This window comes from Cribrihabitans neustonicus, from assembly GCF_048820895.1.
GTDB lineage: Bacteria > Pseudomonadota > Alphaproteobacteria > Rhodobacterales > Rhodobacteraceae > Cribrihabitans_A > Cribrihabitans_A neustonicus.
On sequence record NZ_JBMERQ010000005.1, the window covers coordinates 29656 to 51772 of the forward strand.

General features: G+C 66.3%; 21 protein-coding genes. 17 read left to right on the forward strand and 4 right to left on the reverse strand.

Annotated features, from left to right (window positions below; genetic code table 11):
• Positions 1 to 64 precede the first annotated feature (64 nt).
• Positions 65 to 637, reverse strand: coding sequence for an EF-hand domain-containing protein (locus ACOHWE_RS12630; RefSeq protein WP_420666837.1), 573 nt, complete (start codon positions 635 to 637; stop codon positions 65 to 67).
• A gap of 171 nt (positions 638 to 808) precedes the next feature.
• On the opposite strand from ACOHWE_RS12630, the gene ACOHWE_RS12635 reads away from it, so the two are divergent.
• The 9 genes from ACOHWE_RS12635 (at position 809) to ACOHWE_RS12675 (ending at position 10503) form a co-directional block, all read left to right on the forward strand.
• Entirely contained in the window at positions 809 to 1522 is a 714-nt protein-coding gene (locus tag ACOHWE_RS12635; protein WP_420666838.1) for a response regulator, read from the forward strand.
• A complete protein-coding gene (locus ACOHWE_RS12640) occupies positions 1506 to 2948 on the forward strand; it encodes an ATP-binding protein (protein ID WP_420666839.1) in 1443 nt (480 codons plus the stop codon). The genes ACOHWE_RS12635 and ACOHWE_RS12640 overlap by 17 nt, the downstream gene beginning before the upstream one ends.
• A gap of 122 nt (positions 2949 to 3070) precedes the next feature.
• Positions 3071 to 3517, forward strand: coding sequence for a c-type cytochrome (locus ACOHWE_RS12645; RefSeq protein WP_420666841.1), 447 nt, complete (start codon positions 3071 to 3073; stop codon positions 3515 to 3517).
• Positions 3514 to 3867 carry a hypothetical protein gene (locus tag ACOHWE_RS12650; protein ID WP_420666842.1) on the forward strand — a complete coding sequence of 118 codons (354 nt, stop codon included), beginning with the start codon at positions 3514 to 3516 and terminating at the stop codon, positions 3865 to 3867. The genes ACOHWE_RS12645 and ACOHWE_RS12650 overlap by 4 nt, the downstream gene beginning before the upstream one ends.
• A 41-nt stretch (positions 3868 to 3908) precedes the next feature.
• A complete protein-coding gene (locus ACOHWE_RS12655) occupies positions 3909 to 4523 on the forward strand; it encodes a c-type cytochrome (protein ID WP_420666844.1) in 615 nt (204 codons plus the stop codon).
• A gap of 1 nt (position 4524) precedes the next feature.
• Complete coding sequence (locus ACOHWE_RS12660) at positions 4525 to 5421, forward strand: c-type cytochrome (protein ID WP_420666845.1); 897 nt, start codon at positions 4525 to 4527, stop codon at positions 5419 to 5421.
• 51 nt (positions 5422 to 5472) lie between these two features.
• On the forward strand, positions 5473 to 6867 hold the full coding sequence (locus tag ACOHWE_RS12665; protein WP_420666846.1) for a multicopper oxidase family protein: 1395 nt from the start codon (positions 5473 to 5475) through the stop codon (positions 6865 to 6867).
• Between the two features lie 137 nt (positions 6868 to 7004).
• Positions 7005 to 7727, forward strand: coding sequence for a DsbA family protein (locus tag ACOHWE_RS12670; RefSeq protein ID WP_420666847.1), 723 nt, complete (start codon positions 7005 to 7007; stop codon positions 7725 to 7727).
• A gap of 478 nt (positions 7728 to 8205) precedes the next feature.
• Positions 8206 to 10503, forward strand: coding sequence for a copper-transporting P-type ATPase (locus ACOHWE_RS12675; RefSeq protein WP_420667114.1), 2298 nt, complete (start codon positions 8206 to 8208; stop codon positions 10501 to 10503).
• Between the two features lie 331 nt (positions 10504 to 10834).
• Here ACOHWE_RS12675 and ACOHWE_RS12680 read toward each other — a convergent pair whose 3' ends face one another.
• On the reverse strand, positions 10835 to 11845 hold the full coding sequence (locus ACOHWE_RS12680; protein WP_420666849.1) for a LacI family DNA-binding transcriptional regulator: 1011 nt from the start codon (positions 11843 to 11845) through the stop codon (positions 10835 to 10837).
• A gap of 287 nt (positions 11846 to 12132) precedes the next feature.
• On the opposite strand from ACOHWE_RS12680, the gene ACOHWE_RS12685 reads away from it, so the two are divergent.
• The 7 genes from ACOHWE_RS12685 (at position 12133) to ACOHWE_RS12715 (ending at position 19613) form a co-directional block, all read left to right on the forward strand.
• Entirely contained in the window at positions 12133 to 13401 is a 1269-nt protein-coding gene (locus ACOHWE_RS12685; RefSeq protein WP_420666850.1) for an ABC transporter substrate-binding protein, read from the forward strand.
• Between the two features lie 105 nt (positions 13402 to 13506).
• Positions 13507 to 14352 (forward strand): carbohydrate ABC transporter permease, encoded by an 846-nt coding sequence (locus ACOHWE_RS12690; protein WP_420666851.1) that lies wholly within the window; start codon positions 13507 to 13509, stop codon positions 14350 to 14352.
• The gene (locus ACOHWE_RS12695) at positions 14349 to 15191 is read left to right on the forward strand and encodes a carbohydrate ABC transporter permease (RefSeq protein ID WP_420666853.1); all 843 of its coding nucleotides are present in this window, start codon (positions 14349 to 14351) and stop codon (positions 15189 to 15191) included. The genes ACOHWE_RS12690 and ACOHWE_RS12695 overlap by 4 nt, the downstream gene beginning before the upstream one ends.
• A 29-nt stretch (positions 15192 to 15220) precedes the next feature.
• Positions 15221 to 16264 (forward strand): ABC transporter ATP-binding protein, encoded by a 1044-nt coding sequence (locus ACOHWE_RS12700; protein ID WP_420666854.1) that lies wholly within the window; start codon positions 15221 to 15223, stop codon positions 16262 to 16264.
• 11 nt (positions 16265 to 16275) lie between these two features.
• A complete protein-coding gene (locus ACOHWE_RS12705) occupies positions 16276 to 17553 on the forward strand; it encodes an MGH1-like glycoside hydrolase domain-containing protein (protein ID WP_420666856.1) in 1278 nt (425 codons plus the stop codon).
• Positions 17550 to 18236: a D-lyxose/D-mannose family sugar isomerase gene (locus tag ACOHWE_RS12710; RefSeq protein WP_420666858.1), complete on the forward strand. Its 687-nt coding sequence runs from the start codon at positions 17550 to 17552 to the stop codon at positions 18234 to 18236. Before ACOHWE_RS12705 ends, ACOHWE_RS12710 begins: the two co-directional genes overlap by 4 nt.
• 672 nt (positions 18237 to 18908) lie before the next feature.
• Positions 18909 to 19613, forward strand: a complete 705-nt coding sequence (locus tag ACOHWE_RS12715; RefSeq protein ID WP_420666859.1) for an NAD(P)H-dependent oxidoreductase — start codon at positions 18909 to 18911, stop codon at positions 19611 to 19613.
• 70 nt (positions 19614 to 19683) lie between these two features.
• Here the strand turns inward: ACOHWE_RS12715 and ACOHWE_RS12720 are convergent, their stop codons facing one another.
• Positions 19684 to 20607 (reverse strand): LysR family transcriptional regulator, encoded by a 924-nt coding sequence (locus ACOHWE_RS12720; RefSeq protein WP_420666860.1) that lies wholly within the window; start codon positions 20605 to 20607, stop codon positions 19684 to 19686.
• A gap of 315 nt (positions 20608 to 20922) precedes the next feature.
• Between ACOHWE_RS12720 and ACOHWE_RS12725 the strand changes: the two genes are divergently transcribed.
• Entirely contained in the window at positions 20923 to 21675 is a 753-nt protein-coding gene (locus ACOHWE_RS12725) for a Crp/Fnr family transcriptional regulator (RefSeq protein ID WP_420666861.1), read from the forward strand.
• On the opposite strand, the gene ACOHWE_RS12730 is transcribed toward ACOHWE_RS12725, so the two are convergent.
• The gene (locus ACOHWE_RS12730; protein WP_420666862.1) at positions 21672 to 22088 is read right to left on the reverse strand and encodes a CBS domain-containing protein; all 417 of its coding nucleotides are present in this window, start codon (positions 22086 to 22088) and stop codon (positions 21672 to 21674) included. The genes ACOHWE_RS12725 and ACOHWE_RS12730 overlap by 4 nt on opposite strands.
• Positions 22089 to 22117 lie beyond the last annotated feature (29 nt).

Genomic DNA, 22117 nt, shown 5'->3' on the forward strand with positions numbered 1-22117 from the left:
AGATACATTTCCCGTGGCGTGGGGCCGCCCCGGAAACCGAAGCGGCCCCACGGCTGACAGGGGCTCAGTTGCCCTCTGTCTCTTCCTGCACATCCTCTTCCTGGGCCATGCCGGAACTGCCGCCCTGCATCATGCCCCGCCTCTGCATCATTTCCTGCATGCGAGAGGTCTGGGCGCTGATTTCCGCTTCGGTTACCGCGCCGTCCCCGTCGGCATCCAGGTGCTGGAACCGGTCCACCATCTGTTCGCGGATCAGGGCGCTGTGGAATGTTTCGAACTCCGCAAGCGAGAGGCTGCCGCTGCCGTCCGCATCATACTCCTGCAGCGCGGTCGCGAGCTGTTCCGCCATCATCCCGGGTTTGCCCATCCCCATCATGTGGCGGTCCCTCATCGCCGACATGCCGTCCGGGCCGTGCATCTGCACCATTTTGCCGTGCATCTGTTTCATGCCGTCCATCATGCGGCCCCGGGCTTGGCCGCCCTGCATCACGCAGTCCTGCATCATGCCCTGCTGCATCATGCCGGGGGCAGGGCTGCCGGAAGAGCCTCCCATACCGTCGCTCGACTGCGCCGCAGCCGCTGCCGCCACGGTGCCGGAAACCGCGAGGCCGAGTGCCAGAATTTTCAGCTGTCTCATCTTCAGACCTTTCCTATGGGTTGCAATATGGCCAATCTGTGCTGCACAGCCTGGCGCCGCCAGTCTGCCAGTATTCGGGTTTGTAACGCCTTGTCTCAGATCAGTCGGTGGATACAGATTGCGACAAATTCGGGGCGGCCGAAGCTGCACCAACAGCCTAAGGTGGAGCCGATGAACGGGACGCCGCATATCCTCGTGGTCGATGACCACCGCGAAATCCGGGCCGCGGTTACGCGGTTTCTGGAGAAAAACGGCATGCGCGCGGCGGCGGCAAAAGACGCGGCGGAAATGGACGCGCAGCTGGCCGCCGGCCATTTTGACCTGATGGTGCTTGACGTGATGATGCCGGGCGAAGACGGGCTGTCGGTGTGCCGCCGCATGTCGGGCCGCATCCCGATCCTGATGCTGACCGCGCTTGGGGACGAGACCGACCGGATCGTCGGCCTGGAAATCGGCGCGGACGATTATCTTCCGAAGCCTTTCAATCCCCGCGAATTGCTGGCACGCATCAAGGCGATCCTGCGCCGCTCGGACCGGTCCGAGCCGCTGGCTGGCAGCCTGGCGGGCAAGAAGGTGCGCTTTGGCCAGTGGGAGCTGGATTGCGACCGCCGCGTGCTCACCGGCGGCGACAACCGCGAAACCGCCCTCACCGGGGCGGACTTCAAGCTGCTGACCGTGCTGCTTGAACGCCCGCGGCTGGTGCTGAGCCGCGACCAGCTCATGAGTCTCACGGCGGGCCGCCCGGCGGGGCCGCTGGACCGGACCATCGACAACCAGATCAGCCGCCTGCGCCGGAAGGTGGAACGCGACCCGCTGCGCCCGCAGCTCATCATCACCGTGCGCAACGGCGGCTATAGCCTCGCGGCCGATGTCGAGGCCGGGTAGGCGGGTGCGCCAGTTCTTTGCCAGTATGCATGCCCGCATCATACTGCTGGTGATCCTGGCGCTGGTCGCGGCGCAGGCGGTCAGCCTGTGGCTGTTCGTGGACGAGCGCGGCCTGGCGGTGCGGGCCGCCATCGGGGCCGAAACCGCCGGGCGGGCCGCGAATGTGGCGCGGCTGCTCGAAGAAGCGCCGCCCAGCCTGCACCCTTCGATCCTGCGGGCTGCGAATTCGCCTCTTGTCCGGTTTGACATGTCCCCGCGGCCGGAGGTTCAGCACACCTCCCATGGCGGCACCGGCGCGGTGGAGGAACGGGTGCGGGCGCTCCTGGGGGACAGTTACAGCCGCGAGATACGTGTTGAACTGCACGAGGTCGACAGCGCCGAGCTGCCGCTGCCGCATCTCCCTCCCGAAATGGCGCGGATGCACAGGGAAATGATGCGCGGCACGATGTCCGCCATCGAGATGACCCTGTCGATTGCCCTTTCCAGCGGCCAGTGGCTCAACGTCGGCACCCGCTTCGAACGGCCGCCGCTGCAATGGCCTGTGCAGTCGGCGCTAACCTTCGCGTTGAGCGCAGCGGCCATCCTGATAGCCGTATTCTGGTTTCTGATCACACGCGTCACCGGACCGCTGCGGCGGCTGGCGGTGGCGGCTGACCGGCTTGGCCGCGGCGACAACGTGGCGGTGCTGCCCGAATCCGGCCCGCCGGAAGTCCGCGAGCTGACCGGCGCCTTTAACCGCATGCAGAAGCGGCTCACCCGGTTCGTGGCGGACCGCACCCGGCTTCTGGCCGCGATTGGCCACGATCTGCGGTCCCCCTTGACGGCGATGCGCGTAAGGGCGGAATTCGTCGACGAGGAGGAGACCCGCCAGAGCCTGATATCCTCCATCGAGGAAATGCAGGGCATGGTGGACTCAGCGCTCGATTTCGCCCGCGGGCTGGCCGGCAGCGAGCCTTCCGAGACTTGCGAGCTCGGGGCGTTCCTGAGCCAGCTTCAAGCGGATATGCCGGAGCGCTTTGAACTGGAAGCCGGCGGGCCGATTGCCGTCGGCTTGCGTCCGAACGCAATGCGCCGAGCGCTGCGCAACGTGATCGAGAATGCCCTGCGCTATGGCGGCTCGGCCCGCGTGAGCTATGGCCGGAAAGGCGGGAGTGCGGTGATTACTGTGGCCGACGGCGGCCCCGGAATTCCGGAGGAGGACCTTGAGAAAGTGTTCGAGCCGTTCCTGCGCCTGGAGGCGTCGCGCTCGCTGGAAACCGGCGGGCACGGGCTGGGCCTGTCGATTGCCCGCACCATATTGCGGGCGCATGGCGGTGACATTACGCTCTCCAACCGCGGCAAGGGGGGGCTTCTGGCCACGCTGACGATCCCGCTGGCGGCGCAGGGGGCCGGCGCAGGGGGGGGGCGGTTACATTCTGATACATAAAAAACCGGCGCCCCGCGGTTGACCTTCCCGCGCTGGAAGCCAGCATCTCGGGGGATGGCCGCTGATGGGGCTGCAAGGGCGGAACATAGCGGCCGGCAAGAGCAAAGAGAGCAGGCAAGGGCATGAAAAGAACGAAGCTGGCAGCAGCAGCAGCAGGTATTCTCATCGGCGGTATCGTCTTGTGGAGCGTCTTGCGCCCCGGGCCGGAACCTGCCGTGGCGCCGCCTGGCGGCGGCCCTGCGCAAGGCGCGGCGATGGCGGAAGTCAGGCTTCCTGCCGCTCTGTCCGAGGACGCGCAGATCGGCAAGAGCGTCTATGAGGCCAAATGTGCCAGCTGCCATGGCGCCAATGCCGCGGGGCAGGAGGGCACGGCGCCGCCGCTGGTTCACAAGATTTATGAGCCCGGCCATCATTCCGACGCGGCCTTCCTGCTGGCCGCGAAGAATGGCGTGCGGGCGCACCACTGGCGCTTCGGCAATATGCCGCCGGTGCCGGGTGTGACTGACGCCGAAGTGAGGTATGTCGTGCGTTACGTGAGGGAGCTGCAAGAGGAGAACGGGATCCGGTGACGGTGCGCCTGGCAGCAAACTGGCTGAACTGGATCCGCCTGGCGCTTGCCGCCGGGTTCCTCGCGCTGTTCGCGCCCCCGCAGGAGGCGCATGCCCATTCCGGACATTCGGCTGATCAGAGCATGAAAGCGGTTCACCAGAATAGCGGCGCTTCGGTTGGCCATGCCGAAGATACGCTCCTGGGGCATTGCCATGCCGGGCTGGACTGCTCGGTTTTCGCCATTTTTTCGGCCCCTGCCGCACAGCCCGCACCGCACCTGCAGACCAAACCTCTCCGCCGCCGGCAGCACCGCAGCGTCTGCGGCTGGGACCCTGGTTTCGACCCGCCGCCTCCGCGCGTCCTTGTCTGAGATGCAATTAATTTCAATCAGGCAAAGACAGGACAAGCAGAATGAAACTCAAGCAAATCGCTATCGCGGCCCTGGTGGCTGGAACTGCTGCAGGCGCGGTATGGGCGCACGGCGGGGCGACCGGTATCGTCAAGGAACGCATGGACGGGATGTCGGACATGGGCAAGGCGATGAAGGCGCTGACCCCGATGATGCAGGGCAAGGCGGCTTATGATGCGGACGCGGTGCGCACCGCCGCCGAACGGATCGGCCGCCACGCTGGAAAATCCATGACGGACCTGTTCCCGGAGGGAACGCATGGGATGCCATCCGAGGCCAAGCCTGGGATTTGGAGCAACTGGGACGAATTCAGTGCGCTCGCGGAACAGCTGCACACGCTTTCGGAGGGGCTGGCTCTGGCTGCGGACAACGGCCTGATGATGGCCGGCTCGCACAGCAGCTCTGACATGATGGCCGGCACCGGCATGATGAGCGGGTCTTCAATGATGGGCGGGTCTTCAATGATGGGAGGAGGTTCCGCGATGATGGGCGGCGCCAACATGCACGAGACACTGGGCCGTGACGAGCTTGCGGAAATGCCGGCCGACGGCGTGTTTACGATGCTCAGCCAGACCTGTTCGGCCTGCCACTCCAAATTCCGCGCCGAGGCCAAGTGACATGCGCTGGATCTTGACCGGAGCGGCAGCGGCTGCCGTCTTCGGCGGGTCGGTGATCGCCGCGCTTGCGGCCTGGCCGATCGGGGAAGAGCCCGACTTGCCCGAACTGGAAGGCGATGTGGCGCGCGGGGCGTATCTGGCCCGCGCCAGCGGCTGCATCGCCTGCCACACGGACACCGAGGGCGGCGGCAAGCCGCTGGCCGGCGGTGCTCCTCTCGCAACCGATTTCGGGACCTTCTACCCGCCCAACCTGACCACCGATCCCGGGTATGGGATCGGTGGCTGGACGCAGAAGGATTTCGCCCGCGCGGTGCGTCAGGGGATCTCGCCGTCGGGGGAGCCCTACTATCCCACCTTCACTTATCCGTTTTACGCCAACTTCACGGATCAGGACATCGCCGATCTCTGGGCTGCGTTCCAGACCGTGCCGCCGGTGGCAGAGCCGGACCGGCCGCATGACACCAGCTTCCCGTTCGACCAGCGCTGGGGCCTGAAGCTGTGGCGGGCGGCTTTCCTGGAACCGCCGGAAACCGGGCCGGTGCCGGGGAAGAGCGAGCAGTGGAACCGCGGCCGCGCGCTGGTCGAGGGCGCGGCCCATTGTGCTGCCTGCCACACCGGCCGCAATCTGGCCGGGGCGCGGGTTCCGGAGTTGCGCTTCAAAGGCAACGACCGCCTGCCGGGCGGTTCCAAGGCTCCGCCAATAGATCCGGCGAGCCTGCGGGAAAAGGGCTGGGACGCGGACGCTTTGGCCTATGGGCTGAAGACCGGCCTGACCCCATCTGGCGATGCAATGGGCGGTTCGATGGGAGAGGTGGTGTTCCAGGGCACCGCCTTCCTGACCGACGAGGACCGCCGCGCGATGGCGGCCTATCTGATGGACCCGGCGGCCGGCGGCTGAACGGGTGGCGGGCCGCTGCCGGCGGCCCGCGTTCTGAACGAGGGGGAAGCAATGCTTTCACGGCGGAAATTTTTCGGAGCGGCGGGCGCCGCGGCGCTCGCGGCCGGACTGCCGGGCCAGGGCAGGGCAGCTCTGACCGGTATTGAAGAGCTGCGCGCGGCTGAGGCCGACTTTCAGCTGCTGCCGCCGGACTATCCCGAAACCCGCATTTGGAGCTACGGCGGCCGCACGCCGGGCGTGGAGATCCGGGTGCCGCAGGGCGGCCGGGTGCAGAGGCGCTTCGTCAACGCTTTGCCCCAAGCCAGTACGGTGCATTGGCACGGCATCCGGGCCGCCAACACAATGGACGGCGTGGCGGGCCTCACCCAAGACCCTGTGCCGCCCGGCGGCAGCTTCGATTATGACTTCTCGGCACAGGACGCGGGCACCTTCTGGTATCACGCGCACAACCGCTCGGCCGAGCAGGTCGCCCGCGGGCTGCACGGCCCGCTGATCGTCGAGGAAGCCGCGCCGCCGGACGTGGACGCCGAAGCCGTTCTGGTGCTCGACGATTGGCGTCTGGACCCAAAGACCGGGCAGGTCGATCCGGTGTTCGACGCCCCGCATGACCGCTCGCACGCCGGGCGGATGGGCAATTTCGTTGCTACCAGCGGCCAGCCTTCCTGGTCGCTCGGTGTAAAGCGCCACCAGCGGTTGCGGCTGCGGCTGATCAATGCCGCAAACGCGCGGATATTTTCGCTGGGGCTGGCCGGGCTGGAAGGCTGGACCGTTGCGCTTGACGGGATGCCGCTGGCCGAGCCGCAGCCTCTGTCCGGTCCTCTCGTGCTTGGCCCGGGCCAGCGGGCCGACCTGATCGCCGATGTCACCGCGGATGATGGCGAGGAGGCGTTTCTGGTCCGGGCAGACCGCGATGGCGGCTATGCCCAGGCGGCCTTTCCGGTGCGCGGCACCGCCAGCGCCGCCCGCCGCTCCGCGCCCGGACCGCTGCCGCCCAACCCGAAAATGGCGGTGACGGGACTGGCGGACGCGCGGGTTCTGCGTCTCGACATGGAGGGCGGCGCCATGGGCTCCTTGCGCACTGCCGTGAAGGACGGCGAAAAAGCCAGCTTCCGGCAGATGGCGCAGGCCAACCAGTTCTGGGCTTTCAACGGGGTGGTCGGCATGGCAGACACGCCTCTGGCCACCATCGCCAGAGGCGAGACAATCCGGCTGAGCATACGCAACGCCACTGCCTTCCCGCATGCGATGCATCTGCACGGGATGCATTTCCGCACTGTTGCGCCAGACGGAACATTGGGGCCGCTGCGCGACACAGTGCTAAGCTTGGCAGGTGAAACGCAGGAGATCGCCTTTACTGCCGACAACCCGGGCGACTGGGCGCTCCATTGCCATATGCTGTCCCACGCGGCCTCGGGTATGATGACATGGCTGCGGGTGCAGGCGTGAGGCGGACAGATCAGCAATGCCGGAATCCGCGGCATCCGAACTTTCATAACACCCGCCCGGCCGGAGAAGATCCGGCGGATACGGGCGGAAAGAACTGCGGCGCAAGCCGTGCAGGAAGGAACACACCTATGATCCCGATGAAACGCGCAGCCCTCGCCCTGAGCCTGGCGGCCCTGCCAACGCTCGCCCCCGCAGCGGAACTGAGCGAGGAAGAGATCAAGCAACTGGTCTATGAAGCCATCATGGAGCGGCCCGAGATCATCATGCAGGCGGTCGAGAAGCTGCAGCGCAGCGAAGCGGCAGCCCAGGATGCCGCGGTGCAAAGCGTGCTGGCAGAGAACCGGGACATGCTGGAGCGCGATGCAAACGCACCGGTTCTGGGCAATCCGGAGGGCGATGTCACGGTAGTGGAGTTTTTCGACTACAACTGCCCTTATTGCCGCCGCGCGATGCCGCATGTGCAGGGGTTGATTGAGGAAGACGAAAATGTCCGCGTGGTCTACCGCGAATGGCCGATATTGGGCGAAGGCTCGGTGTTTGCCGCGCGGGCGGCGCTGGCGGCGCGCAAGCAGGGTAAGTACGAAGCGTTTCACTGGGCGCTGATGGGCATGGATGGCCGCGCCAGCGAAGCGACGGTTATGCGCGCCGCGCAGGAAGTTGGCCTCGATACAGAACAGCTGCGCCGCGACATGGAAGCGCCCGAGGTGGAAGAGCACATCGCCACCTCGATGGAGCTCGCGGGCGCGCTCGGCTTCAACGGCACGCCCTCCTTCGTGATCGGCGACAGCCTGGCGCCGGGCCTGGCCGAACAGAGCCAGCTGCAGCAGCTGGTCGACGAGGCCCGCAGCGCGGCAGAGTGATCTCCCGCAGCTCTGCCTGGTGAATATTGTAATCCCCTGTCGCAGCCTCTTGAGTTGCGACAGACCGGTACAATTCCCAAGGCGCATCTTCTGGAATTCCGCTGCCTGCACCCGCTAACCTGTGAGCGCGCCGCAAAGCCATTTGCGCGGTCTTGGACGCTCAATCTGCCTGCCGCGCAACGCCTTGCATTCCGATTGGCTGGCCGTGCTGCGCCACCGGGGGTCGGGCACTGAATTTCTAATGCTTCTCGAAAGCGGCCATTGATGGGATACTGTCAACACCCTTCATCATCGCCCGTTTGGGAAGCGGGATTTCCGGGCGTGGCACAGCGCGCTTGGGCGCCCAAAGGGCATAGTCCGCACCCGCCAGCAGACTGAAGGGGCTTCGGCATTCTTCGTACGGGAGGGTAATCTCATGAACGACCTTGACAGCGGAGGGCGCGCGGGAACGGCTGCCGGTACCCTCTACACCTGCCCGATGCACCCGGAGGTACGTGCGCCGGCGCCCGGGGATTGTCCCGTATGCGGGATGCACCTGGTGCCAGAAGGCGCTGCGGGCGGGGATGGTGGTACTCATCACGCGGGCCATCGGTTTCACGCTGCGGAACCCGCGGCGGCGGCGGGCGCCTATGACACCGTGCCTGCGGGCTGGGACGGGCCGGTCTATACCTGCCCGATGCACCCCGAGGTGCGGCAGGCGGAGCCAGGCGCCTGCCCGCTCTGCGGAATGGGGCTGGAACTGGAGGCCGGTTCGGCGGCCGCGGAGGGACCGAACCCGGAACTCGTGGATTTCACCCGTCGCTTCTGGGCGGGCGCGATCCTCACCCTGCCGCTGCTGCTTATGACAATGGGCCCCATGCTCGGACTCGAAGGCGTGCGCGGCCTCTTCGGCGAACGCGCGGCGCAGTGGATCGAGCTGGTTCTCGGCACCCCTGTGGTACTGTGGTGCGGCTGGCCGTTCCTGGTGCGCGGCTGGCACTCCTTCCGGACCCTGAACCTCAATATGTTCAGCCTGATTGCCATGGGGGTGATGGCCGCATGGCTGTTCAGCGTGGCGGCGGTTTTGGCCCCGGGGATCTTCCCGGCGGGCTTCCGCGATGCCGAAGGCCACGTCGGTGTCTATTTCGAGGCGGCAGCAGTGATCGTGACCCTGGTGCTGCTTGGCCAGGTGATGGAGCTGCGCGCGCGGGAGGGCACCGGCCAGGCGATCCGGGCGCTTCTGGACATGGCTGCCAAGACCGCGCTGGTGATCCGCCCGGACGGCCAGGAGGAGGAAATCCCGCTGGAAGAGGTGCATCTGGGCGACCGCCTCCGGGTGCGGCCTGGCGACAAGGTGCCGGTGGACGGGCTGGTGCTGGAGGGGCGCTCCTCAGTCGATGAAAGCATGATTTCAGGAGAGCCGGTGCCGGTAGAAAAAACCGCGGGCGATCCGGTTACGGGCGCGACCATAAATGGCACCGGCTCGCTGATCATCGAAGCCACCCGCGTGGGGGCGGATACGCTGCTGTCGCAAATCGTCGAGATGGTGGCCAGCGCACAGAAAAGCCGGGCGCCGATCCAGAAATACGCCGACAAAGTGGCCGGCTGGTTCGTGCCCGCGGTGATCGCGGTTGCGGTGCTCGCCTTCATTGCCTGGGCGCTGTGGGGACCGGTGCCAGCGCTGAGTTATGGGCTGGTCTCGGCCGTTGCGGTGCTGATCATTGCCTGCCCCTGTGCGCTGGGTCTGGCGACGCCGCTCTCGATTATGACGGCCACTGGGCGCGGGGCCCAGGCCGGAGTGCTGATCAAGAACGCCGAGGCGCTGGAGCGGTTCGAGAAGGTGGATATGCTGATCGTCGACAAGACCGGCACCCTGACCGAGGGCAAACCGCGGCTGGTGGCAGTGCTGCCCGAACCCGGCCACGCGGAAGCCGAAGTCTTGCGCCTCGCAGCAACACTGGAAAAGGGCTCCGAACACCCGTTGGCCGAGGCGATCGTGGCCGGCGCGCGGGAACGGGCCACGGAGTTGGGCGAGGCCGCGGACTTCGAAGCGGTCACCGGAAAGGGAGTCAAGGGGCGGGTGGAAGGGCGCCCGGTGGCGCTCGGAAATTTACGGCTGGTTCAGGATCTGGGGCTCGACGCCACGGAGCTGGAGGCCAAGGCGGATGCCCGCCGCGACCAGGGCGAAACCGTGATGTTCGTTGTGGTGGACGGGGCTGTGGCCGGACTGGTGGCGGTGGCCGATCCAGTGAAGGAGACGACGCCCGCGGCCCTGCAGGCGCTGCACGATCTCGGCTTCCGGATCATCATGGCGACCGGCGACAACGAACGGACCGCCCGCGCCGTCGCCGGCCCGCTCGGGATCGACGAGATCCGCGCCGGCGTCCTGCCGCAGGACAAAGCCCGCATCGTTAAGGAGCTTCAGGGGCAGGGACGCAGGGTTGCGATGGCCGGCGACGGGGTCAATGATGCGCCGGCGCTGGCCCAGGCCGATGTTGGCATCGCCATGGGTACCGGCGCCGATGTGGCCATCGAAAGCGCAGGCCTCACCCTTGTGAAGGGCGACTTGGACGGCATCGTGCGGGCCCGCCGGCTGGCGCGCGCCACTATGCGCAATATCCGCCAGAACCTGTTCTTTGCGATGATCTACAACGCGGCCGGCGTTCCGGTTGCGGCAGGGCTGCTGTATCCGGCCTTCGGCATCCTGATCAGCCCGATGTTCGCCGCCTTCGCGATGAGCGCCTCGTCGGTGTCGGTGGTGGTGAACGCGCTGCGGCTGCGGCGGGTCCGGATATGACGCAGCGGAAGCGGAGGCGGCACCAGCTCAAGTTCATCCATAGGCCGATGCAGCAGCTTTACATTACATAATGCGCATTACGCAGCTATGTACCGATAGCACGCTGTGAGCTTCTCCCAAGCGCGCCTCCCCGATTCCCCGCCATTGCAGCGGCGTGGCTCCCTCCGCCCTTATAGGAACCTCCTGTCTGACAATCGGGGCCTTTAAATCGAAAGACAGCCGCGCCCATTCCCTCCGACCTGTGCTGCTGTGGCCCGTAATCCGCCCCGGCCTCCGCAGTAAAGCGCGTCTGAGCGGCGGTGCCGTTCGAGGCTCCGGCGTTCACCTTCGGCTAGTGCCGGTTTGGCGGGCCCGTCGTGGCGCGGATGGTCAGGGCAGCGGAGACCTCGGTGACGCTGGGCGGCGCCTCCGGGTCGCCGATGCGGTCGAGCAGTACCCGCGCCAGCTTGCGCCCCAAGCGCACGGGGGAAACAGCCATCGTGGTCAGCGGCGGGATCGCAAGGGCGGCATCGTCGATGTCATCGAACCCCACCACCGAAACCTCCCGCCCCGGTGTCAGGCCGGATTTCGTGAGCGCAAGGCAGGCGCCAAGCGCTACCATGTCGCCGTTGCAAACCACCGCCGTCACCTCCGGATGAGCCGCGCGCAGCGCCGACATCGCCTCCATGCCCTCGCGGCGGCCGTCTGGCGATTGCCAGATCACCGGGGGCGCGAGATTTAGCGCCTCCAGCGCCGCGGCATACCCTTCGATACGGCTCTTCCGGACATGCGCCATGTCGGTGCCGCCGAGGTAGGCAATCCGGGTGTGGCCGAGCTGGGCAAGATGCTGCACCGCCTCAAAGGTCGCCTCGGCGTTGCGGATGCCGACGTAGTCGAAATTTCCCCCAGCCGGGCGCAGGAAGGTGACCGTCGGGATGGCGTGGGCCGCGATCAGGTCGAAGGTCGCGGCCGGCGTGCCGGCCGCCGGGACCCAGAGCAGCCCGCCGCGGCCATGGCGGATGAAGGCTTCGATATGGCGGAACTGCCGCCCGGCGTCGTCCTGGCCATCCAGCAAAGACACCAGATAGCCCTCGGCTTCCAGCAAATCGACCGCGCCGCTGAGGACTTCGGCGTTAAACGGGTTTGCCAGCCTGTTGATGACAAAGCCGATCTCCCGCCGCTCGCCCGACCGCATTGACGCCGCACGCGAGTCCGGCACGTAGTGCAGCGTCTTCGCCGCGCGCAGGACCTTGGCGCGCGTCTCCTCGGAAATGCGCCCTGTGCCGCGCATGACCTGGCTGACGGTCGGTACCGAGACCCCCGCTGCCTTGGCGACCGTGCCCAGCGTGGGTTTGGTTTTCATGCAGTTCCCCGGTTTGGTATAACGTTATAGAGAATTGCGCGAAGTAGAAGGCACTTCAAGCGCAAATCAGCCCCTGGAGTGGCGATTGCCACAAATGTTCCGGGGTGGGACGCCATTCGCGAGCATTGACAATAGGTATAACGATGTATCTTATTTTCTCATCGGCGGGATGAGTCGCGTGTCCGCGGCCGCCCCGGCGACCGAGGTTCGCCGCGGAGGACGGAGCACCTCGGATGTCTTGCGAGCGGGTTCGGGAAGCACCGGCCCAATGTCTCTGGGAGGGGAACATGACTCTACGAACGAATCTGGCCGCAGCGGCCTCCGGCATAGCGATGCTTTGCGGCGTGTCCGCTGCGCATGCTGAAGTGCTCTTCTGGTCAACTCAGGCGCGGCCCGCCGAGGAGGCGCAGGCGATGCGCCAGGAGGTGCTCTCGGGCTTCGCAGCCGGTGTCGACTACCAACCCAACGAGGAAGGGCCGTGGCTGACCCGCCTGCAGGCGGAGGAGCAGGCAGGCTCCGGCGCGATCGGCGTGCTGGGTGCTCTGCACGGGAACTTCTCGGCCATGGACCCTGATAAACTGGTGGACCTCGACGGGATCGGCGCAGAGGTGTCCAGCGAGACTTTCGCGAGCCTCGCCAAACTTGGCACCGGCACCATGCAGTATGTGCCCTGGATGCAGGCAAGCTACATTATGGCGGCGAACAGGCAGGCGCTCGAATACTTGCCTGAGGGTGCCGATATCAACGCTCTGACCTACGACCAGCTTATTGAATGGGCAGCGGCGGTTCACGAGGGTGAAGGTTCACCCAAATTCGGCTTCCCGGCCGGGCCGAAGGGGCTCAAGCACCGGTTCTTCCAGGGCTATCTCTACCCCTCTTACACCAATGGCGTGGTGCGCACCTTCGCCTCGCCCGAGGCCGTGACCGCGTGGGAAAAGTTCCGCGAGCTGTGGGAGCATACCAACCCGGCGTCCACCAACTTCGCCTTCATGCAGGAACAGCTGCTCTCCGGTGACGCCTGGATCGTTTTTGACCACACTTCGCGGCTGGCGCAGGCTTTCAATGAGCGGCCCGATGACTTTGTAGCGTTTCCGGCGCCCGCCGGCCCGGCCGGGCGCGGCTTTATGCCGGTGCTGGCGGGCATGGCGATCCCCGAGACCGCGCCGGACAAGGCCGCGGCCCGCGCGCTGATCGAGTATATGCTGTCACCCGAGGCGCAAATCGCAACACTGCGCGCGACCTCGTTCTTCCCGGTGATCAACGCCGAACTGCCCGATGATCTGCCGCCCGCGGTCAAGGCGGCCGGCGATGCCATCGCCAGGATGTCGGGCGCGGCAGACGCCAACCCCGGCCTGCTGCCCTCCGGCCTCGGCGAGAAGAGCGGCGACTTCAGCCGGGTCTACAACGACACCTTCGAGCGCATAATCCTCGCGGGCCAGCCGATTGAAGCGGTGCTTGAGGATCAGAAGGCCACGCTCCAGCGTATCATGGAGGAAACCGGCGCGCCATGCTGGGCGCCTGATGCCCCCTCCGAAGGCGCTTGTCCGGTCGAATGACAGCCGTCGCCTGATACCCTGCAAATCCGGGCGGCTGCCGCCCGGACACCGCCCTTCCTTGTGCCTCGCCAGGGTGTCTGAATGCACCCGGAAAGGAGCGATCCGATGCATGCCCGACTGCTCCCCTATCTGCTGATCCTGCCGGTGACGCTATTTCTCTGCGTCTTTTTTCTCTACCCCTTCGTGCTGGTAGCGCAGCAGGCCTTCACCGGCGGCGGCGGCTTCACGCTGGACAACTTCCGCGACGTGGTGAGCTACTGGAAGTTCCCGATCTCGATGCGCAACACCTTCCTGCTCGCGCTGCTGGTGGTGCCGGTCCAGCTTGCCCTCTCGCTGCTGATGGCAACGATGGTCAACCGGATGCAAAAAGGCCGCGATCTGGTGCTCTATGTCTGGACCATACCGCTTGGCATCTCGGACCTTGCCGCCGGCATCATCTGGCTCGCGATCTTCGAGCAGTCGGGTTTCCTGAACTCGATGATGGCGGGGCTCGGCGTGGCCAGCGGGCCGGTCAACTTCCTGTCCTACCAGAACCCGGTGATGGTCTTCGTGGCAATCATGCTGGCGGAGATCTGGCGCGCCACAGCGATCATGCTCGTGATCATCGTCGCGGGGATCGGACTCATCCCCAAGGAATACTACGAGGCGGCGGAGGTCTTCGGCGCATCGCCCTGGCAGCGCTTTCTCAAGGTCACGCTGCCGCTCTTGCGGCCGTCCTTGCAGACCGCCCTGATCCTGCGGGTGGTGCTGGCCTTCGAGGTCTTTGCGGTGGTCGCGGCCCTTGGCGGCACGCTGTTCCCGGTGCTGATGGGCGAGATCTACGCCTACCAGTTCGACCTGCAGAATGCAGGCAACGCGGCGGCGCTCGCGCTCATCGTTCTGGCCATCTCGCTCGCCTTCACCTTGCTTATCCTGCGCGCCCTGCGCGTTCCGAAAGGTGCCACGATATGACCGATGCAACCCTTTCCGCGCGCGCCGCGGCCAGCACCCGGAAGGCGGGCAACTTCCTCTACGGAGCGTCCGTTGCGCTCCTGTGCGCCTGGGTGCTGGTGCCGCTGTACCTCTTGCTGGTGAACACGCTGTCCTCGCCCGAGACGGTGAACAGCTTCCCCAAGCCCTTCCTTCCGGAGTTCGATCTCGGCTCGCTACAGTTTTTCGCGGGCTTCCAGGGGATGCTGACGGCACTGAAGAACTCGCTGCTGGTGGCGGCGCTGACAATGGTGATCTCGATCAGCATCGGCGCGCCCGCGGGCTACGCGCTGTCGCGGTTCGAGTTCCGCGGCAAGGAGCTGTTCCGGCTGCTGATCCTGCTGACGCGGGCCTTCCCGCTGCCGCTGCTGGCACTGCCGCTCGCGGTTCTGTTTATCCGCACCGGGCTCGACGACACCGCCCTGGGCCTTGCGCTGGTGCATACCACGCTGGCGATCCCCTTTGCGGTGCTCATCACATTCTCCTTGTTCTCCGGCATCCCGGTTGAGCTGGAGGAGGCAGCCTGGACTCTGGGCTGCACCCGCTTCACCGCCTTTACCAAGGTCGTGCTGCCGCTAATCCTGCCGGGCATCACCGCGTCGGCGATCTTCGCCTTCGTGATTTCCTGGAACGAGGTCTTCGCGGCGGCGGTGCTGACCATCGAGAACCGCACCCTGCCCGCCTTCCTGCTGCAGACCCTCGCGGAATCGCCGATGCACCTGAAATTCGCGGGCGGCTTCATCCTCGTCGTGCCGGCGCTGATCTTCATCTTCGCCGTGCGCAAATACCTCTTTGCCATGTGGGGCATCGCGAACCGCTGAGGCGGGCGCGGCTCTAGGGAGACAGATCAATGGCCGAGATTCAGATCAAGAACGTCGCCAAGCGCTTCGGGTCCTACCAGGCGCTGCACGACATCAACCTGACCATCAGCGACCGCGAGTTCATGGTGCTGCTGGGCGCCTCGGGCTGCGGAAAGACCACGCTCCTGCGCATCGTGGCCGGGCTCGACACCGCGACCACCGGGGAAGTGTGGATCGGCGGGCGCCGGGTCGACCACCTGCCGCCCAAGGACCGCGGCATCGCGATGGTATTCCAGAACTATGCGGTATTCCCGCACCTGACGGTTTTCGAAAACATCGGCTTTGGCCTGCGGATGCAGAAACTGCCAGACGCCGAGGTGAAACGCCGCGTGCAACGCTGCGCCGAACTGATGCACATCGAGCAGCTGCTGAAGCGCTACTCGGGCGAGCTGTCCGGCGGCCAGCGCCAGCGGGTTGCGGTGGCGCGCGCGCTGGCGATGGAGCCCGATGTGATCCTGATGGACGAGCCCTTGTCGAACCTCGACGCGCTCCTCCGGCTCGAAATGCGCGCCGAACTCAAGGGTGTGCTGGCCGAAAGCAAAACCACCGCGATCTACGTGACGCACGACCAGGTCGAAGCGATGAGCCTCGCCGACCGGATCAGCGTGATGTACCAGGGCGAAATCGTCCAGGCGGCCTCCCCGATCGAGGTCTACCGCAACCCCGCGGCCGCGTTTGTCGCCGGCTTCATCGGAAACCCGCCGATGAACTTCCTGCACGCCGAGAATGCCGGCGGCGGCAAGTGGCGGGTTGCGGGTGAGACGGTGGACGGCCCCGCCGCCGCCCGCGGCCCGCTGCAATACGCCATCCGCCCCGAAGACATGCGCCTTGCCAGCCACGGCCTGCCTGCGAAAGTCAAGCTGGTGGAGCCGCTCGGCGCGCATCTCCTTGTCACCTGCGAGGCCGGCGGCACCGCCATCCGCGCCGTGCTCGACAGCGATCTGGCGCTCAAGCCCGGCGATGCGATCCGCCTCGCGCCGATGCCGGAGCGCGCGCGCTGGTTCGACCCCGAAACCACCAAAGCCGTCGCTTAAGGACCTGAAACATGACCGACCCCCGCATCGCAGACGCCGAGGCGATTCTGCGCGAGAACGACCGCGGCACCTACACCGTGCCCACCAAGGGGCTTTATCCCTTCCAGTGGAACTGGGATTCCTGCCTGACCGCGCTTGGGTTTGCCCACTTTGACGAAGCCCGCGCCTGGACCGAGATCGGAACGCTGTTCGGCCATCAGTGGGAGGACGGCATGGTCCCGCACATCGTCTTTCACGCCGAAGACGACGGCTATTTCCCCGGCCCTGATGTATGGCGCACCGGCCGCGAGGTGCCGACCTCGGGCATCACCCAGCCGCCGGTGGCCGGCTTTGCCCTCAACCGCCTTTTTGAGCGCGCCGCAGACAAGGCCCTCGCCGAGACCCGGGCCCGCGCGCTGCTGCCGAAAGTCGCGGCCTGGCACGAGTGGTTCTTCCGCTGCCGCGACCCCGAGGCCACCGGCCTCGTGGCCATCATCCATCCTTGGGAATCCGGCCGCGACAACTCGGTCGACTGGGACGCGGCGCTCGCGCGTGTTGCCACCGGAGGAGTCGGCCCTTTCAGCCGCCGCGACCTCCAGCACGCCGACGCCGCCCACCGGCCGACGCAGGCCCAATACGAATGCTACATCGCGCTGGTGCAGCAGTTCCGCGGCCTCGGCTGGGACAATAGCAAGCTGCACGATGCGTCGCCGTTCCGCGTGGTTGACCCCGGCTTCAACGCGATCCTGATCCGCTCCTGCACTGACCTTGCAAAACTGGCAGAGGCGCTTGGCGAGACCGCAGCCGCGGAGCGGTCGCGTGCTCTCGCCGCCCGCGGGCTGGCAGCGCTCGATACGCTCTGGAGCGAGGACCACGGCCAATACCTCTGCTTCGACCGCGCCGCCGGGGCCCCGGTCGAAAGCCCATCAGTTGGCGGCCTCCTCCCGGTCTTTGCCGCCGTCCCGCGCGCGCGCGCCGCGGCTATTGCGCAGCGGATTGAAAAGCTTGCGGAAAGCGCAGGCTACATGGTGCCGAGTCATGACCCCGGCGCGCTCGACTACGACGGCAAGCGCTATTGGCGCGGACCGCTCTGGCTGATCGTGAATTACATGATTGCCGACGGGCTCAGCGCCGCTGGCGAGACCGCAACCGCAGACCGGATCGTGCGGGACAGTCTGGAACTCATTGGCCGTTCCGGCTTTGCTGAGTACTATGACCCCCAGACAGGCGAGCCCTGCGGGGGTGGAAGATTCACCTGGACCGCCGCTATGGTCATCGAATTCCTCACGCGCGCACAGGAGGCGGCATGAAACGCTCCAAGATTAACGAAATCCTTCAGGCGGCGGACGAAATGATCCGGGGTCACGGCTTTGCCCTGCCGCCGTTCGCCTACTGGACGCCGGACGAGTTCCGCACCCGTGCCAGCGAGGCGAGCCACGTCATCGATACCCGCTGCGGCTGGGATATCACCGATTACGGCGCCGGGCGTTTCGACGAGATGGGGCTGTTCCTGTTCACCCTGCGCAACGGCCGCCTGTCCGACCTCTCCGCCGGGCGCGGCATGTGCTACGCAGAAAAGCTGCTGATATCGCGGCAGGACCAGCTTTCGCCGATGCACACCCACGCCATTAAGGCCGAGGACATCATCAACCGCGGCGGCGCAACACTGGTGGTCGAGCTCTACGGCTCCGACGGTGCGGGCAACTTCGCCGAAGACCGCGGCGGCACCGTCATGTGCGACGGTATCGCGCGCGACTACGCCCCGGGCGAGAAGCTGCGTTTCGGGCCCGGCGAAAGCGTGACGCTGATGCCCGGCGACTGGCACGCCTTCTGGGGCGAGGGCGGCGACGTGCTTGTGGGCGAGGTCTCGACCGTGAACGACGACGAGACCGACAACATCTTCCGCGAAAAAATCGGCCGCTTCGCCGAGATCGAGGAAGACACCGATCCGCTGCACCTCCTCGTCAGCGACTACGCCACCTGGCTGTCCTGACGCCTCAGCAGCGGCGGTTCTGATCCCGGCTACAGCCAGGCGAGGCCAGAACCGCCGCCGTCCGTCCGGACCGGTCCCTCTCGGGCGGCGTGCTGTTCACCGCGCACGAATCCTTCCCGCCCAGCACCAACGCAGAACCCGACACTGCCGGCAGGCGCCCCGTCCGGAAGAAGCCCGCCTGCCCGATCTCGACGTGGCAGCCGGTCTTTCACTGACTGCGACCCGGCCAAGGGAAGCGGTCGAAAGCGGCCGCATTTGCGCAAACACCGGCCGAGCGAGCCGCCGCGACCCGCTCGGTGCGCGGATGAACAGAACCAGGCCCGGAATGCTGCCGCCTCAGATGGAGGCGAAATGCGCAGCCCGCAGTGCCGTACCGTCCCTGTCTGTCTGGCTCACCGTCGGCCGGACCGGGCCATGCCGCCAGCCGCAAAAATGCTGCGCACAACCGTGGCGACCGGCCTGGGCGCGACGCAGCAGAGCGGCATGCTGCGCGGCCGCCCGGTCTGGCAGGCTGGCGGGCAGGCTGGCGGGCAGTAGGGCGAAGGTGCGGCCTCATGGCGGGCGGCCGGTCCGCATAATACCTGAAAACCGAATTCTGTTTTGGTGGTCTGCCTTCTAATCCGCGGCGCCGCCGCGGGCTAAATCGGCGGCATCAGATTTGGAGCCAGACCCATGAAAGACCTCACCGGCAACACCCGCATCCAGGCCGAGATCATCGACGCCTTCAACTTCCGCCACGCCACCAAAGTGTTCGACCCCGAGCGCAAGATCAGCGAGGCCGAATTCGCCACCATTCTCGAAGCTGCCCGCCTGTCACCCACCTCTTTCGGGCACGAGCCATTCAAGATTCTGATGATCCAGTCCCGGGAAAAGCGGGAACTGTTCCGCGAATTTTCCTGGGGCGCCAACGGCATGATGAACGGCACCACCGGCCAGCTCGGCACCGCCAGCCACTTTGGCATCATTCTGGCGAGCACTGCGGAAACGATGACCGCGGGCTCGGATTACCTGCAGGACTTTTACCGCGGCGTGAAGCAGCTGCCGGAGGATGTCATCGGGATCTTCAACGGCGCTTATGGCAAGTTCCAGTCCACCGACCACAAGATCACCACTGACCGCGAAATCACCGACTGGGCCGGCAAACAGGCCTATATCGTGCTCGCGAACATGATGACCACGGCGGCGCTGATGGGCATCGATTCCTGCCCGATCGAAGGCTTCGGCATGGAGCAAACCACCGCGGCGCTGGAGACGCATTTCGGCATCGACCCCAAACTCTTCAAGCCTGCGGTAATGTTCGCCTTCGGCTACCGCGCGGCAGACCCGCAGTTCCCCAAGACCCGGCGGGCGATGGAAGACACCGTCAGCTGGTTCTGAGGCCGCCCCCTCCCTCGGCGGGGCACCTCCCGCACTGGCCGCACTCCCCGCAAGGGGGGCGCGGCCAACTTCATGCGGCGCTGCTGCTGCCCGTTTCCCACGCCGGCGCCTTGCCGATGCGGCTGATCAGGAAATCCATGAACGCCCGAACCTTTGGCGACAGCACATTTGCCTTGGGATAGACCAGCCACAGCACCGACTTGTCGGCCACGTCGTAGCCCGGCAGCACCCGCACCAGCGCACCGGACTGCAGTTCCTGATGCACGCTCCACAGCGAGTTGATCGAGATCCCTGCCCCCGCCATCGTTGCCAGCTTCTGGGTCAGCCCGTCATCCAGGATGAGGCGGCTCTGCGCCAGACGCGGATCGAATGCCCCGGCCGCCCCGTCCGGCGCGGCCAGAGGGCGCGCGGTCTGGTCCCTGAAACCGATGAGCTGGTGCCGGCCAAGATCGCCGGGCACCGCGGGCGTCCCGTGCCGGGCCAGGTAGTCCGGCGACGCGCACAGCACGCGCCGGTCATCCGCCAGCTTGCGGCCCTTCAAGCTGGTATCGGCCAGCGGCGAGTTGCGCACGGCAAGGTCGAAACTGCCCTCGATCAGGTCGAAGATGCTGTCGGAGAGCCGCATGTCGAGCGTCATTTCGGGAAACTCCTGCAGGAAATCCGGCAGCAGCGGCGCCACGTAGAGCTGGGCAAAGGTGCTGGGTGCGGTAAAGCGCAGCACGCCGCTGGGCCGTGCCCTCCCCTGCCCCAGGGCAGCCCGCCCCGCGTCCTCCTGCGCCAGCATCTCGCGCGCGTAGGGCAGGAACTCGGCACCCTCGAGCGACAGTGAGACCTTGCGTGTGGAGCGGTGCAGCAGGTCCGCGCCCAGCGTGTTCTCCAGTTTCGCGAGCCGCGCGCCAGCCACGGCCGGCGCCAGTCCCAATTGCCGCCCGGCAGCGCTGATGTTCAGTTTTTCCGCTGCCAGCACAAAGAGGCGAAGTGCGTCAGTATCCATTTTATACCCGACACCCGAATTGTGCGCTTTTGAATCCGCCCATTTTTCTGATTTCATAATAATTAAGCCTGTGCGGCAACACAAACTGCCCCGTGCCGGCCGCCGGCCTGTCAGCACAGCCCCGCCGGCGCCTCCACCGCAGGGGGGCGGCAACCAGGGCCATCCGGGCGGGGCCGCTGCATTCCGTCGACAGAATCGCCCCAGGCGTCTACTCTGACTCATACAACCTGCGCTTGGGCTGCCCCAAGCCGGTCCTGGTTTCGTGCGGTGCCCGTACCGGCATCCGTACCGGCCTTTCTGACAGGGAAAACTCCAGTGACGAGGCAACCCGCGCCCCCCGCCCAGACGGCGAAGATCTCCGCGCTGCGCATCGGAGCGATTGCCTTCGACGCCCGCGATCCGGCAATGGAAGGCCTGCGGCGGAACGTGCAGAAGATCCCGGCACAGAAAATCCTCCTGCATGACGGGGAAGACGGCGGCTGGGTGCTGGTAGCGGCGGAGGGGTGGCTTGCGGCCTCGAAATGCGCGCTGAATGGCGAGGTGCAGCTCATCGACTTCATCCTGCCGGGCGACATCGCCGACCCGACAGCGGCGGACGGCAAGACCGCCGGATTGAGCCTGGAGGCGGTCACCGATGCGCTGGTTTCGGTCATACCGCTGCCGGCCTGGCACAGAATGCTGGCAGACTCGCCCCGCTTGGCGCGGGCCAGCGAACAGGTGCATGCCGCCGGGCGGGCGCGCCTCTCGGAACGGATGCTGCGGCTGGGGCGGGGAAGCGCGGAGAGCCGGATCGCCTATGCGCTGATTGAGCTCTGCCTGCGGCTGAGGCCGCTTGGCCTGTCCGACAACTGCCTGTTCCACCTGCCGCTCACGCAGCGCCATATCGGCGACTTCACCGGCCTTACCGCGGTGCATGTCTGCCGCACGCTGCGCCGCTTTGTGCGCAACGGTCTGGTGGAAACCGCCGATCATATGGACATCCGGATCACGGACCTCGCTGCCTTGTCGGAGATTGCGGGCGTAGAGCCTACCCGGCTCGCCGCCGAGATCACCCCAGTGGGGGGTTAACGGAATTCGGCAATCTCCCCCAGCGCCTCACCCGCAAGCTGTTCCGAAGCATGCACGGCAATGTCGCTGACCGACAGCAGCCCCGCCAGACGCCCCTTCTCATCCAGTACCGGCAAGCGGCGGATCTGGTGATCGCCCATCAGCGCCGCGGCTGCCTCCACCGAATCCCGGGTCCGGCAGCAAATCACCCGGGCCGTCATGCAGTTGGAGACGGCGATTCCGCTAAGAAAGCCCTCCTGCCCGGCCAGCGCCAGGATCAGGTCGCGGTCGGTCACAAAGCCGACGATGCGCTCCGCCTCGACCACCGCCAGAGCCCCGACGCCGAGCCTGCGCATCTGCAAGGCCGCAGTGGCGATATCTTCCTGCGGATGCACCCAGCGCAGCGGCGCGGACATGATCTCTTGCACCATCATTGGCTCTGTCTCCGCTTCACGCCGGCTCA